The 13,137-nt window shown below is 36.6% G+C and carries 15 protein-coding genes and 1 tRNA gene; 6 read left to right on the top strand and 10 right to left on the bottom strand.

Going from position 1 to position 13,137, the window contains the following annotated elements:
- Positions 1–123: 123 nt before the first annotated feature.
- Positions 124–1,494, top strand: coding sequence for a histidine--tRNA ligase (gene hisS, locus KIV10_RS08320; protein WP_214113218.1), 1,371 nt, complete (start codon positions 124–126; stop codon positions 1,492–1,494).
- Positions 1,495–1,505: 11 nt separating this feature from the next.
- On the opposite strand, the gene KIV10_RS08315 is transcribed toward hisS, so the two are convergent.
- The 3 genes from KIV10_RS08315 to KIV10_RS08305 all read right to left on the bottom strand — a co-directional run bounded on the left by KIV10_RS08315 (position 1,506) and on the right by KIV10_RS08305 (position 2,637).
- Positions 1,506–1,670 carry a hypothetical protein gene (locus KIV10_RS08315; RefSeq protein ID WP_214113045.1) on the bottom strand — a complete coding sequence of 55 codons (165 nt, stop codon included), beginning with the start codon at positions 1,668–1,670 and terminating at the stop codon, positions 1,506–1,508.
- The gene (locus KIV10_RS08310) at positions 1,667–2,269 is read right to left on the bottom strand and encodes a hypothetical protein (RefSeq protein WP_214113044.1); all 603 of its coding nucleotides are present in this window, start codon (positions 2,267–2,269) and stop codon (positions 1,667–1,669) included. The genes KIV10_RS08315 and KIV10_RS08310 overlap by 4 nt, the downstream gene beginning before the upstream one ends.
- A 294-nt stretch (positions 2,270–2,563) precedes the next feature.
- Positions 2,564–2,637: transfer RNA gene (locus KIV10_RS08305), tRNA-Met, on the bottom strand.
- Positions 2,638–2,811: 174 nt separating this feature from the next.
- Between KIV10_RS08305 and KIV10_RS08300 the strand changes: the two genes are divergently transcribed.
- Positions 2,812–3,198, top strand: coding sequence for an START-like domain-containing protein (locus KIV10_RS08300; protein ID WP_214113043.1), 387 nt, complete (start codon positions 2,812–2,814; stop codon positions 3,196–3,198).
- Between the two features lie 51 nt (positions 3,199–3,249).
- Positions 3,250–4,092 (top strand): aminotransferase class IV, encoded by an 843-nt coding sequence (locus KIV10_RS08295; protein ID WP_214113042.1) that lies wholly within the window; start codon positions 3,250–3,252, stop codon positions 4,090–4,092.
- Here KIV10_RS08295 and KIV10_RS08290 read toward each other — a convergent pair.
- From KIV10_RS08290 to KIV10_RS08270, 5 genes are all read right to left on the bottom strand, one after another.
- Positions 4,089–4,649: a YqgE/AlgH family protein gene (locus tag KIV10_RS08290; protein WP_214113041.1), complete on the bottom strand. Its 561-nt coding sequence runs from the start codon at positions 4,647–4,649 to the stop codon at positions 4,089–4,091. The two genes, KIV10_RS08295 and KIV10_RS08290, sit on opposite strands and share 4 nt — an antisense overlap.
- A 182-nt stretch (positions 4,650–4,831) precedes the next feature.
- The gene (locus KIV10_RS08285; RefSeq protein WP_214113040.1) at positions 4,832–5,104 is read right to left on the bottom strand and encodes an HU family DNA-binding protein; all 273 of its coding nucleotides are present in this window, start codon (positions 5,102–5,104) and stop codon (positions 4,832–4,834) included.
- Positions 5,105–5,284: 180 nt separating this feature from the next.
- Entirely contained in the window at positions 5,285–6,235 is a 951-nt protein-coding gene (gene fmt / locus KIV10_RS08280; protein ID WP_214113039.1) for a methionyl-tRNA formyltransferase, read from the bottom strand.
- A 19-nt stretch (positions 6,236–6,254) separates the two neighbouring features.
- The gene (locus KIV10_RS08275; RefSeq protein ID WP_214113038.1) at positions 6,255–8,153 is read right to left on the bottom strand and encodes a RecQ family ATP-dependent DNA helicase; all 1,899 of its coding nucleotides are present in this window, start codon (positions 8,151–8,153) and stop codon (positions 6,255–6,257) included.
- On the bottom strand, positions 8,154–8,693 hold the full coding sequence (locus KIV10_RS08270) for an AAA family ATPase (RefSeq protein ID WP_214113037.1): 540 nt from the start codon (positions 8,691–8,693) through the stop codon (positions 8,154–8,156). It lies immediately after the preceding gene.
- A gap of 83 nt (positions 8,694–8,776) precedes the next feature.
- Between KIV10_RS08270 and KIV10_RS08265 the strand changes: the two genes are divergently transcribed.
- The 3 genes from KIV10_RS08265 to murA all read left to right on the top strand — a co-directional run bounded on the left by KIV10_RS08265 (position 8,777) and on the right by murA (position 11,121).
- Entirely contained in the window at positions 8,777–9,067 is a 291-nt protein-coding gene (locus tag KIV10_RS08265; RefSeq protein ID WP_214113036.1) for a DUF493 family protein, read from the top strand.
- Between the two features lie 69 nt (positions 9,068–9,136).
- The gene (locus KIV10_RS08260; protein ID WP_214113035.1) at positions 9,137–9,790 is read left to right on the top strand and encodes a DUF4290 domain-containing protein; all 654 of its coding nucleotides are present in this window, start codon (positions 9,137–9,139) and stop codon (positions 9,788–9,790) included.
- Between the two features lie 17 nt (positions 9,791–9,807).
- The gene (murA, locus tag KIV10_RS08255; RefSeq protein WP_214113034.1) at positions 9,808–11,121 is read left to right on the top strand and encodes a UDP-N-acetylglucosamine 1-carboxyvinyltransferase; all 1,314 of its coding nucleotides are present in this window, start codon (positions 9,808–9,810) and stop codon (positions 11,119–11,121) included.
- A gap of 2 nt (positions 11,122–11,123) precedes the next feature.
- Here murA and KIV10_RS08250 read toward each other — a convergent pair whose 3' ends face one another.
- The gene (locus KIV10_RS08250) at positions 11,124–11,711 is read right to left on the bottom strand and encodes a hypothetical protein (RefSeq protein WP_214113033.1); all 588 of its coding nucleotides are present in this window, start codon (positions 11,709–11,711) and stop codon (positions 11,124–11,126) included.
- Between the two features lie 121 nt (positions 11,712–11,832).
- Positions 11,833–13,137 carry a cryptochrome/photolyase family protein gene (locus tag KIV10_RS08245; RefSeq protein WP_214113032.1) on the bottom strand — a complete coding sequence of 435 codons (1,305 nt, stop codon included), beginning with the start codon at positions 13,135–13,137 and terminating at the stop codon, positions 11,833–11,835.

The raw sequence follows: 13,137 nt of genomic DNA, 5'->3' as shown, positions 1-13,137 counted from the left end.
TAGACTTTAAATAGACGATAAAGTTACCATTATTTGAAAATTTGTATTTCTTCAACTATAAAAGAATCGAGGCAACCTTTAAAATTAAACTATCTTTGCCCCTTACATTTTAATATTGATTTTATTTTGAAAAAGCCATCCATCCCCAAGGGAACACGAGATTTTGGACCGGAAGAGGTTACGCGCCGTAATTACATAATGAACATCATAAAGCAGGCATTCTCACTTTACGGTTTTCAACCTATTGAAACACCATCTTTTGAAAATAGCGAAACTCTGATGGGAAAATATGGCGATGAGGGCGACCGTTTGATTTTTAAAATTTTGAACAGCGGGGATTTTCTTTCCAAAGTGGATACTGAAATTTATACTGAAAAAGATAGCAATAAAATTACTTCACATATTTCAGAAAAGGCGCTGCGTTATGATTTAACAGTACCATTTGCGCGCTACGTGGTACAGCACCAAAATGAAATTACATTTCCTTTCAAACGTTATCAAATACAACCGGTTTGGCGTGCAGATAGACCCCAAAAAGGGCGTTTTCGTGAATTTTTTCAATGTGACGCGGATGTTGTTGGCTCTACATCGCTATGGCAGGAAGTGGAATTCGTTCAATTGTATGACGATGTTTTTAACAAGCTGAATTTAAAAGGCGTTACCATCAAAATAAATAATCGGAAGATTTTAAGTGGAATTGCCGAAGTCATGGGAGCCGAAGAACAATTGATAGATTTTACTGTAGCACTGGATAAGCTCGATAAAATAGGTGAAGAAGGTGTCAAAAAGGAAATGCGAGAAAAAGGAATTTCTGAAAATGCACTTGAAAAGTTACAGCCTTTATTTTCATTTAAAGGTACTTCTGAAGAAAAGTTGAATAATCTGGAAAAGATGCTCAGTACTTCCGAAGTAGGTATTATGGGAATAAATGAAATTCGATTTATTACCGAAACTATTTCGAAGCTTGGGTTACAAACGGCCAATCTGGAAATTGATGTCACCCTGGCTCGCGGCTTAAATTATTACACGGGTGCGATTTTTGAGGTTGTAGCGCCAGATGGTGTGGCTATGGGAAGCATAGGCGGCGGCGGTAGGTATGATGATCTTACAGGGATTTTTGGACTTAAGAATGTTAGTGGAGTAGGAATTTCCTTTGGCCTAGATAGAATTTATCTCGTACTGGAGCAACTAAACTTGTTTCCGGAAACCGTTTCGGCAAACACCAAAATTCTTTTTATCAATTTTGGCGAAAAGGAATCGCTATATGCAATGGAAGCAATTTCAAAATTACGTAAGAGCCAGATTGCCGCAGAGTTGTATCCTGATGAAGCAAAAATGGGCAAACAAATGGGTTATGCCGATAAACGAAATATTGCTTTTGTAGTCTTGGCGGGAGAAAAGGAAATGAATGAAAAAGCATATACTTTAAAAAACATGAAAACTGGTGAACAATTCTCTTTAAATTTTGATGAACTCAAAACTGCTATAAAATAAAGAGATTAGTATTAATTTATATAATCCATTGTAACAAAGTCAAATTTTTCAGGAGTAGGTTGTTCTTTAAAGCGAGCATATCTTTCCTTTATGCAGCGTTCCGCGTGCTTTTTTGCGGCCTCAGAAAGCATACCAAGCGTATACAATTTTCTGAGATTTTTTAAGGTCGCGTTCATTCTTCGCTTATATCGTTAATGATTTTCTCGTAAGAAATCACATAATCAATCTGCTTTTCCTCAGCAACGTGTTTACGGGGAGTTTCAAGAATAATAAAATCAAAAAGTTTAGATATAATATTTTTTAGGCGTTGTTCGGTTCTTAGAACGGCTTTTTGAGCATAATGGAAAATGAAAGTGATTATGAAAGAAAGGACTAATAAGGAGCCGAAATATACTTCTTTAGAAAAATCACTCATCGGCATAAAAGTATATATCATAAAAAATATACCCACAAAAAGGAAAGAGTTTCCTATAAAATTAAAAAGTGACTTAAATTCAAAAATTTTACTACTGACAAATTTTAAGAGAAGTCCTGAGGAAATAGCCATTAGTGGGAGTGCTAAGGTATACATAAATGAGGACATATAAGCAAAGCCAAATATGCCCTCATTGTCATTTAGCAGATAAAAAATATGTAAGAATGGCGATAAAATAGCCACGACTGCCAAAAATGTAATATAGAAACTAATTTTAGTTTTATTCTTCAGAATCCAGGATCCCGTTACAGTTGCGGTCGCCTGGGGGGCAGATTTTGACTTTGTCGATTGCTTGTTCATCACTAATTTGATTTTCTGGTGTGCAGCTCATAGCTACGCCTGCTAGCATTACGAATGCGATAAAATAATTTTTCATAATAATGTGGGTTTAAGAGTTCGAAATAAAGATAACTCTTAAAGCCCTCACCACTAGAGCAGTGCGAAATAACTTATCAACTTGTTTTGAACAAATGTAAGAATATTCATCAAAGTTCCAACATTGCAACAAACGATATTTTTGATGACCTGTAACCAAATGTTGAAAGGATGAAAAATCGGAAATAAAAAAACCCAGTGAATTCCACTAGGTTTTTGTAGCGAGAGCGAGACTTGAACTCGCGACCTCCGGGTTATGAATCCGACGCTCTAACCAGCTGAGCTACCTCGCCGTATTTTTGAGTTTGCAAAGATAGAAACAAATTCATCTGCGGCAAATAATGTATGGCTTTTTAGTCAAAAATATTTTCATTTTAAACTAAGTCGAAAAATGCGATTTTTTTTTCAAACTTATATTTGAGGTTAAAATTAATATCTATATATTGGGCGATAACTAACAGACAACTATGGAAGACAAGATAAAATATGAAATGGAGTTTCCCATTCAGGTATCCCCTTCATTACTATATCAATATATTTCTACACCATCTGGGCTTTCAGAATGGTACGCGGACAATGTAAATTCCCGCGGCGAGTTTTACACCTTTATTTGGTCCGGAAGTGAGGAAAAAGCAAAGCTGCTTAGCAAAAAAAGTCCTGAGCGTATCAAATTTAGATGGGTTGAGGATGAGGGAAGCGACTTTTATTTTGAACTGCGGATACAAGTTGACGAAATCACAAAGGATGTATCTTTGATGATTACAGACTATGCCGAAGAAGATGAAATCGAGGAAGGCAAAATGCTTTGGGATAATTTGGTTTCAAACCTTAAACAAATACTGGGTTCTGCCTAAAAATGCAAAACTATCTTTCCACCGTCTTGAAAAATCAGGACGGTTTTTTTCATGATAAATTTTAACGGCACATTACTTTTAGAAGAAAAGCAAATTGAACTTCACAATCGAGGCCTCAATTATGGAGATGCGGTTTTTGAAACCATGAAAGTCTCTGGCGGAAAGATTTTTTTTTGGGAAGATCACTATTTCCGTTTAATGGCCTCCATGCGGATTCTAAGAATGGAAATCCCTATGAACTTTACTATGGAGTTTTTGCAGAATGAAATTTTTAAAACACTTGAAAGCGAAAAATCTGATACGAAGACCTTTCGTGTTAAAATGCTTGTTTGGCGAAAAACGGGCGGAAAATATAGACCAGCTACAAATAATGTTGAATACGCCATATCCTTCGAGACACTCAAAATTCCATTTTATACATTGGAAGAAAACGAATACGAAGTGGAACTTTTCAAGGACCATTACATAAATTCCGGTCTGCTTTCAACAATTAAAACCACAGGTAAAATTGTAAATATATTGGGAAGTATCTACGCTTCGGAGAATGAGTATGATAATTGTTTGCTTATCAATGAAGACAAACAAATCGTGGAAGCGTTAAACGGAAATATTTTTTTGGTTAAAGAAAATCAAATAAAAACTCCGCCATTATCCGATGGTTGCTTAAACGGAATAATGCGGAAACAAATAATTTCGTTGTTGAAAAATTTTTCCGAATATACTTTTGAAGAAGCATCCATTTCGCCGTTCGAGCTTCAAAAAGCAGATGAAATTTTTATAACGAATGTGATTGTGGGGATTAGGCCCATAACGAAATTCAGAAAAAAGGAATTTTCCACAACCGTGGCTAAAAATTTGATTTCAAGATTGAATGCAAAGGCTCGGTTAGACTAATTAAAGGCCGGGTTTTCGGGAGCATTGGACCACAACAGATAATCACCTCCAAATTCAATCATTTTTTCTTTCCAGAAATTGCTGTTTGATTTTCCCACGATTAAATTATCATAATTATTTGGTGCTACAACCCAACTGTTCACTTCAAGTTCCTTTTCCAATTGATCAATTCCCCAACCGGAGTATCCCAAGAAAAATCGAATCTGGTCTTTTTTTATTTGATCGTCCTTTAATAAATGGAGTATGGCATTAAAATCGCCACCCCAATAAATTCCATTGGAAATTTCAATACTTTCCGGAATCATTTCTGGGATTCGGTGGATGAAGTAGAGATTATCCTGTTCTACTGGACCTCCATTATATACAGGCAAATTTGAGGAAACCTCTGGCACAAAATCTTTTAATTTATAGTCAAGAGGCTTATTCAGGATAAAACCTACAGAGCCAGCTTCGTTGTATTCTGCGATTAAAACTACAGATCTATTGAAGGATACATCCCCAATTATTGAAGGCTCGGCAACTAGCAATAATCCTTTGGCTGGCTTAAGGGTAGTCATACGCGTGTTTTGGTCTTTTAAATCTAAGTATTAATTTCTAAAAAAGCAAGATTTAACGTATTTGAAGTTCGTTTTGACGCAAATGATAAAATGGAATATTATAATTTACTTCTAATAAAATAAAAAATCCTTCTAACTACTTGAGCCAGAAGGATTCTGAATTTGTAAAATATGATTTACAATTAGTTTACGCTGTTTTGTAAATCTGAACCAGCCTTAAATTTCACTACTTTCTTTGCAGCAATTTTAATTGTTTTTCCAGTTTGTGGATTTCTTCCTTCTCTAGCAGCTCTTTTTGAAACTGACCAAGATCCAAAACCTACAAGAGATACTCTGTCACCTTTTTTTAGGGATTTTTCTACATTTCCTAAGAAAGATTCCAATGCTTTTTTCGCAGATGCTTTTGTGATACCAGCATCTTCTGCCATTGCATCGATTAAATCTGATTTGTTCATAATTTTTTTAAATTAAATTGTTGGTTAAACTTCTATTAATTGCCCTACAAATTTAACAGGATTATCGGTTCAGGCAAGTAACCACGCGCTAAATCGCTTTTTTTGTTGATAACTTTGGCGGTTTGTTAATAAACACGAGCTTTTTTACTCATTTTTTACAATAGCAGCAATGGCAAGGCTTTACAAAAGTTTAGAATTGGCTTCAAACGAATATCCGTTCAATAGCGAAGCAATGTCCATTTTTCGCTTTCCGGGAAGTTGCATTTCAGTAATTGAAACAAAACCATCATTCACCGCAATTTTGAGTTCTTTTTTTGAACTTAAAATTTGCCCATTATTCATATTATGAGTTTCTTTTAAAAAAGTTGCGGCATAAATTTTCACCTTTACTTTTTCATTATTATTAATGAGAAACGACCACGCCACGGGATACGGCGCAAGTCCTCTAATAAAAGAATCGATTTCATCCCCAGCTTTTTGCCAATTGATTTTGGTGTTTTCTGGCGTTAATTTCGGGGCGTCCTTTAAAATATCCCTTTTGGGTTGGGTTATAGTTTTTACCGTACCATTTTCAATTTGTGAAACAGTTTCCAAAACAAGCTGGCTCCCGGTATCCATGAGTTTTTTGTAAAGCGTTCCGGCTGTTTCTTTTTTTTCAATTCCTACTTCCTTATTTAGAATGATGTCGCCGGTATCAATTTTTTCATCGATAAAAAAAGTAGTGACGCCTGTTTTCTTTTCACCGTTTATAATTGCCCAATTTATGGGTGCCGCACCGCGATATTGCGGTAGGAGGGAGGCGTGAAGGTTAAAAGTCCCCAATTCTGGCATTTGCCAAACTATTTTGGGCAGCATTCTAAATGCTACAACAATTTGGAGGTTGGCATTCAGTTTTTTTAATTCTGCCAGAAAACTTTCATCCTTTAAATTGGTAGGCTGCAAAATGTTGAGGTTTTTCTCCATTGCAAAATCTTTCACCGCAGATGTGGAAATTTGCCTGCCGCGGCCAGCAGGTTTGTCCGGTGCCGTAACAACGCCTACAATATTTTTCTCCGCCGCAACCAGTTCCTTTAAAACGCCTACCGCAAATTCTGGCGTGCCCATAAATACTATCCGTAAATCTTTTGACATTTGTTTTTTTTAAGAATTATTACCTTAAATAATATTCATTTTTTAGGTTCAATTTTATCTTTTTTAAATCGACCAAAAGTCTTATAACCTTAATAATCTTTGTTTCATTAAAGGTAAGTTTTTCTGAAATTTCACGTGATGACATTTCTCTTTCCTCCAAAAGTTGAAGAATTTCCTTTGAAATCAATCGCGCTTCGGTTTTGGTCAAAATTGAATTTTCTTTGGCACAGACGGAACAAATTCTACATTTTTCCGCATCTACTTCACCAAAATGCGAAACCAATTGAATACTTCTGCATAGTTTGGAGTTTTCAACATAATTCAGCATTGCATTTACTTGCATTCTCTTTTTTTGATTGAGCTGTTCCACCTCACGTGAGATCACATTAATCGTGCGTTCGTCCTCACGCGGCACCAAAAAAGTAATGCTTGAATCTGTGGTGCGCAAAGACATTTCCAGCACGCCATCTTGTTCCATTTTTTTTAGAACATTGACAATTTTATCGAGATTTTGCCCAGTTTTCGATACCAGAAGGTCCAAATTTACGGGAGTTGGCGTTTCAAAAATGCCACCGTAAATCCGGAGAATAGTCTTTCCGATAACGGAAGCGGCCATATCTTTTTCAAAATAATCCAGCAAACGTTGCGACGGAATTATGAATTGCAAAATTGATTTTCTACCGAATTCCTGTGAAAGTTGAATAATCCCCAACCTGTCGAGACTGTTCAATCCATTATAGGCCAAAAGCGAATTGAGATTATAGGTTTTGCAAAATTCCGTAAAGCTGAAGCTGTGCTCCACAAATTCGCCTTCGCCGTATGGCACTTGAAAAAAATTATTCAAGTTTTTATATAATTTTTTCAAGTCATTTGGGGAAGCTAGAGATTCCACAAACTGTTTTTCGACTAAAATTTTATCGTATTCATTGTAAATTAAAATAGCTGTGGCAAAATTTCCGTCCCGGCCAGCCCTTCCAGCTTCCTGAAAATAACTTTCCAAGCTTTCCGGTATTTGAATGTGGATGACAAAGCGAACGTTAGGGTGGTCAATTCCCATCCCAAAAGCGTTGGTAGCCACCATAGTTGAAACCGCGCCCGTTCGCCATTCTTCAAGTTTTTTATTTTTGTCCTTGTTTGAAATACCACCGTGATAAAAAGTGGAGGAAATACCCAATTTGTTCAAATGCTCACTCATTTCAACGGAACCACTTCTACTACGAACGTAAACAATCGCGGAGCCCACATTACTTTTCAGCAATTGCTGGATTCTATAAAGTTTGTCATCTTCCTTTAAAACTTGATACGAGATATTGCGGCGGACAAATGAATTTTTGAAAATTTCAGGGAGTTCCATTTTCAATTCTGAAATGGTATCTTCCAAAACATCTGGCGTTGCTGTTGCCGTAAGTGCAATTATGGGCGCCAAGGGTTTCAGCTCTCTTAAAATTGTAATGTTTTTGTAAGCCGGACGAAAATCATTGCCCCATTGTGAGATGCAGTGCGCCTCATCAACCGCGATCAAGTTCACATTCATTTGCCGAATGTAATTCTGTACAATTTCCTGCTGAAGCCTTTCCGGAGAAAGGTATAGAAACTTATAATTTCCATAAAGGGCGTTGCCCAAAAGAGTATTCAACTCATCAAAGGAAATTCCGCCAGTAATCTTGAGCGCTTTTATACCACGCTCCTTAAGATTGTTCACTTGATCTTCCATCAACGCAACTAATGGCGAAACAACGATGCAAATTCCTTCCTGTGAGAGCGCTGGAATTTGAAAGCATAATGATTTTCCACCGCCCGTGGGCAATAATGCCACCGTATCCTTTCCCTTTAAAATGGAAGTTATAATTTCTTCCTGCATTGGTTTGAAGGAAGCATAACCCCAAAATTTTGAAAGGATTTCGTGCGGTGTGCTCAATTATTTTTTCAGTTTATTTACTATGAAGTCTACGCGTTCCGCGATTTTCCCAACTGGTACATTAATGACATTGTAGCCATAATTTTCATACGCTGCATACAAATAATGATACAGGGATTCAGCTTGTTCATAATTTTCATAGCGCTCATTATCCGTATGGTAAATTTCTTTCCACGGTGGAAGTATGAAAATACAATCGTACCGATTTTCATTACATATCTGTGAAAAATTTTTGGGATAATCGGTTTTTACGAAATCCATATATGCCGTAACATCTGGCATTCCGCGGTCATAAAATAAAAAATCAGAGGTATATTTTGAAGCATCGTGGAATTGTTTGAGGCGTCCTTCCAATAATTTTTGGCTGAAAAGAATGGGATTTGTGAGAAATAACTGTTCAATTCCCTCTTTTTGTGCTTCGAGAATAACGCTTCGGGAAATTTCGTGTATTACTGAAAATCCATTTTCCTCAATGTATTTGATTATTGAAGTTTTACCAGAGCCCGGACCGCCAGTAATCACAATTCTTTTTGTTTTCAATCCAACAATTTTTTATACAAAGTACGTAAATATATATTGATACTGAAAACGTATATTTGTAGGACAAAACCTAAATTTTATCGATGGATCAAGATAAGAATACCACTGAATTTTACGAACGTTTAAGAAACCAATTGAAAGAGGATACAGAATGGCCTTCGCCCTATCTTTTTAAATTCATAATACCAGCTGAACTTGAGAAAATTGCGGAAATACGCGCTATATTTGATGGAAGTGGCGCAGAAATTACAACCAGGGATTCTACAAAGGGAACGTATACCAGTGTTTCAATTAAGGTTATGATGGAATCACCGGACGCCGTTGTTGAAAAATATCTCGAAGTTTCGAACGTTGAGGGCGTTATTTCGCTTTAATTTCCTTATTTTGCAAGTAAATTGATTTTAATCTCTCCATAGATTTATTTCCACACTAATTACACAGATTTGACACAAGCAGTAACTCAAATAGAATACAATACTGAGCGCCCAAAATTGGTTATTCCGGAATACGGACGCCACATTCAAAAAATGGTGGATCACGCCATTTCCCAGGAAAATAAGGAAGAACGCAACAAAACAGCAAAAAGCATTATTGCCGTTATGGGTAACTTGAACCCACATTTACGGGATGTTCCAGATTTTCAACCTATGTTGTGGGACCATTTGTTCATTATTTCAGATTTTAAGCTGGATGTGGACTCTCCATACCCAATTCCTTCAAAAGAAGAATTAATGGAACGCCCGGATCCTTTGAAATATCCACAAAATCATCCAAAATATCGCTTTTATGGAAATAATATAAAGCGAATGATAGACGTGGCAAACAGTTGGGAAGAAGGCGATAAAAAAGAAGGACTGATTCTTACCATCGCCAACCATATGAAAAAATGTTTTTTGAATTGGAACAAGGATACGGTAGATGATGGGGTAATTTTTGATCATTTATTTGAATTATCTGAAGGGAAAATCAATTTAAAGAACAGCGATGAGGATCTTTCAAATGCATCAGATTTGCTGAAGAATAAAAAACGGTACAACACCAACAATTCCGGGAAGAAAAATTATAAGTCCAATAACCGCAACCGGAAACGATACTAAAATTTCAGCCATAATTTATGGGAACATTTCAAATAGAAGGCGGGCACAAACTTCATGGCGAAATTACGCCCCAAGGTGCCAAAAACGAAGCCTTGCAGATACTCTGCGCAGTTTTGTTAACAAAGGAAAAAGTAGTTATAGAGAATATTCCAGATATTGTTGACGTAAACAAACTCATAAAAATTCTTGAAAATTTAGGGGTTACCATTCAAAAACTGGCAAAAGGTAAATACGCCTTTACTGCAGATGATCTAAACCTCGATTACCTTGAATCTGAACTTTTCAAACAGGAGGGAAGTTCGTTGCGCGGTTCCATTATGATTGTGGGCCCGCTCTTGGCTCGTTTCGGAAAAGGATATATTCCACGACCCGGTGGTGATAAAATAGGAAGAAGAAGACTCGACACCCATTTTGAAGGTTTTATAAACCTTGGGGCAAAATTTAGATATAACAAAGAAGAGCGTTTTTATGGTGTAGAAGCACCCAATGGTTTAACGGGAACTTATATGTTGCTGGACCAAGCTTCGGTTACCGGCACCGCCAATATTGTAATGGCGGCGGTTTTGGCCAAAGGAGTGACTACCATCTACAATGCCGCTTGTGAGCCCTATCTTCAGCAATTGTGTAAAATGTTGAATTCGATGGGGGCAAAAATAAACGGTGTTGGTTCAAATCTTTTAACAATTGAAGGGGTAGAATCCCTGCAGGGCTGCAACCACCGTATTCTACCAGATATGATTGAAATAGGTAGCTGGATAGGCTTGGCCGCAATGACAAAAAGTGAAATAACCATAAAAGATGTAAGCTGGGAAAATTTAGGACTTATCCCGGAAACGTTTCGTAAACTGGGTATAAAAGTTGAAAAAAGGGGGGACGATATTTATTTGCCCTCGCAAGACGAATATGAAATCCAGGGATATATTGACGGATCTATTTTAACTGTTGCAGACGCTCCGTGGCCAGGATTTACGCCAGACTTATTGAGCATTGTATTGGTAGTGTGTACACAAGCAAAAGGAAGTGTTCTCATTCATCAAAAAATGTTTGAGAGCCGTTTGTTTTTCGTCGATAAATTGATTGATATGGGTGCAAAAATAATTCTTTGCGATCCGCACCGAGCCACGGTAATTGGTCATAATTTTCAATCAAATTTAAAGGCCACAACTATGGTATCTCCAGATATCCGTGCTGGTATTTCCCTATTGATTGCCGCACTTTCGGCGCAAGGTACGAGTACCATCCATAATATTGAACAGATAGACCGTGGATATGAAAATATTGATGAGCGCCTGCGAGCAATAGGAGCTAAAATTACAAGGACAGAAAGCTAAATTTATAGTTTTCTGTTTTTGTTAATTTCATCCTGAAGTTTTCTTCGAAGTTTTTGTTCCCGCTCCAAACTGTTTCTGCGGTAATCTTCCAGCTCGATTTCAAGTTCTGCCATTTTCAATTCTGTGGCATTGGTAATTTTCGCACTATTTATGAAACGGTAAAACAAAAATCCACCCGCTAAAAGTAAAATCAAAATGATGCTCCACATAATCGTATTGTAAGTTGTTTTTGAAGTCAAAATTCCGAGAAAGTATATGCCATCCTCTTTTTCCTTTGAAACGTCAAGATTTTCCTTAGTTATTTTTAAATTTTGTTTCAGGGAATCTATAATTGTATTTTGAATTCCCAACTCAACTTTTTGTTGCGAAATTTCCTTTTCATAAGCTGAAATAGAGTCTGAAATATTTTTGCGTAGTGAATTAAGTTGTGATTTTTTAATCACTTTGTATTCTTGATAGCTATTGCTTTTTTCAAAAGCATCAATCATTTGCTCATTTAATGTATTTTTTCGTATTTGAATGGAATCTTGGGCAGAAATATTCCAATTCATAAATAATAGGGGAAGGACAACAATTAAAATCTTCTTCATTTTTCGAGTTTGTTGGTGGTGATTATTAAAACGTGCAAGAGTAGTAAAATTGTGTAGAAGTGCCTAAAATTAAGCGTCAATTACATTTTTTTTAACAACCACATTTGTGATATAAAGATAATTAAGAAACCGCCTCTTTATAGGTCTTGAGGCATCTTTCACGGGCTTCTTTATGATTCACCATTTTTTCAGGATAATCTTCCGTTTCAAATTCGGGTACCCACTCCTTAATATATTTATGGTCTTTATCAAATTTTTCAATCTGGGTAGTGGGATTAAAAATTCTGAAGTAGGGTGCAGCATCTACGCCGCTTCCAGCTGCCCATTGCCAATTCCCAACGTTGCTACTCATTTCGTAATCCAGTAGTTTTTCAGCAAAATAAGCTTCACCCCACCGCCAATCAATGAGTAAGTGCTTGCACAAAAAACTGGCTACGACCATACGTACCCTATTATGCATATAGCCACTTTCATTTAGCTGCCGCATTCCGGCATCAACTAATGGGTAACCGGTTTTTCCTTCCTTCCATTTTTTGAAATCTGCCTTATTATTTCTCCAGTTTATGCGATCGTATTTTGATTTGAAAGCATTGTTTACAGTTTCTGGGTAATGCCAGAGTATTTGCATAAAAAATTCGCGCCAGATAAGTTCCTGCCAAAATGTTTCATTTTTTTCGGCCGTAGCTTTTTTTATCATTTTGCGGATGCTCACGGTGCCAAATCGTAAATGGGGGCCCAGGTGTGAGGTGCCATCAGCCGCGGGGAAATTGCGTGTTTTTTTATAATCCTGAATTGTTGTAGGGGTAACATCATATTCCGGAATTTCAATTTTAGACTTTTTAAAGCCTATATCAGACAATGAAAGATTGGGCAATCTGGAATTTTCAATCAAATTGTCAAGATGCTGGCTGGTATAATAAATTTTTTCTGAATACTCTTTTTTGAATTTTTCCTTCCATACTTTCATATACGGTGTATACACAACGTAAGGATCGCCATCAGCTTTTACCACTTCGTCTTTTTCAAAAATTACCTGATCTTTGTAGGTGTGAAAACCAATTTCTTTCTCCGAAAGTAATTTTTTGATTTTCTGGTCCCGCTCTCGAGCGTACGGTTCATAATCGTGATTTGTAATTACATGCTGAACATCAAATTCTGAAATAATTTTTTTGAAGACCGTTTCGGGTTTTCCGTGATAAATTGCAATGCTACTTTTATGCTCTTGCAATTCTGAACGCATTTTTTGAAGATTTTCAAAAATGAAAGTAACTCTGGCGTCATCCTCGGGAAGACCGTCTAAGATTTCGGTATCAAAAATGAAAATAGGCAATACTGGAAATTTTCCGTGTAGTGCCTTGTAAAATCCTATGTTGTCATCTAACCTTAAATCACGTCGAAACCAGAAAATATTTACTTTTTCAGCCAA

It is taken from the genome of Aequorivita echinoideorum (assembly GCF_018476645.1).
Lineage (GTDB): Bacteria > Bacteroidota > Bacteroidia > Flavobacteriales > Flavobacteriaceae > Aequorivita > Aequorivita echinoideorum.
This window is presented reverse-complemented; position numbering and strand designations above follow the sequence as displayed.

What these genes read in the sequence shown, in the direction of transcription:
- murA (WP_214113034.1), top strand. Translation starts at nt 9,808, where the DNA reads ATGGGAACATTTCAAATAGAAGGCGGGCACAAACTTCATGGCGAAATT.
- KIV10_RS08285 (WP_214113040.1), bottom strand. Translation starts at nt 5,104, where the DNA reads ATGAACAAATCAGATTTAATCGATGCAATGGCAGAAGATGCTGGTATC.
- KIV10_RS08250 (WP_214113033.1), bottom strand. Translation starts at nt 11,711, where the DNA reads ATGAAGAAGATTTTAATTGTTGTCCTTCCCCTATTATTTATGAATTGG.
- fmt (WP_214113039.1), bottom strand. Translation starts at nt 6,235, where the DNA reads ATGTCAAAAGATTTACGGATAGTATTTATGGGCACGCCAGAATTTGCG.
- KIV10_RS08265 (WP_214113036.1), top strand. Translation starts at nt 8,777, where the DNA reads ATGGATCAAGATAAGAATACCACTGAATTTTACGAACGTTTAAGAAAC.
- KIV10_RS08300 (WP_214113043.1), top strand. Translation starts at nt 2,812, where the DNA reads ATGGAAGACAAGATAAAATATGAAATGGAGTTTCCCATTCAGGTATCC.
- KIV10_RS08310 (WP_214113044.1), bottom strand. Translation starts at nt 2,269, where the DNA reads ATGAACAAGCAATCGACAAAGTCAAAATCTGCCCCCCAGGCGACCGCA.
- KIV10_RS08290 (WP_214113041.1), bottom strand. Translation starts at nt 4,649, where the DNA reads ATGACTACCCTTAAGCCAGCCAAAGGATTATTGCTAGTTGCCGAGCCT.
- KIV10_RS08315 (WP_214113045.1), bottom strand. Translation starts at nt 1,670, where the DNA reads ATGAACGCGACCTTAAAAAATCTCAGAAAATTGTATACGCTTGGTATG.
- KIV10_RS08295 (WP_214113042.1), top strand. Translation starts at nt 3,250, where the DNA reads ATGATAAATTTTAACGGCACATTACTTTTAGAAGAAAAGCAAATTGAA.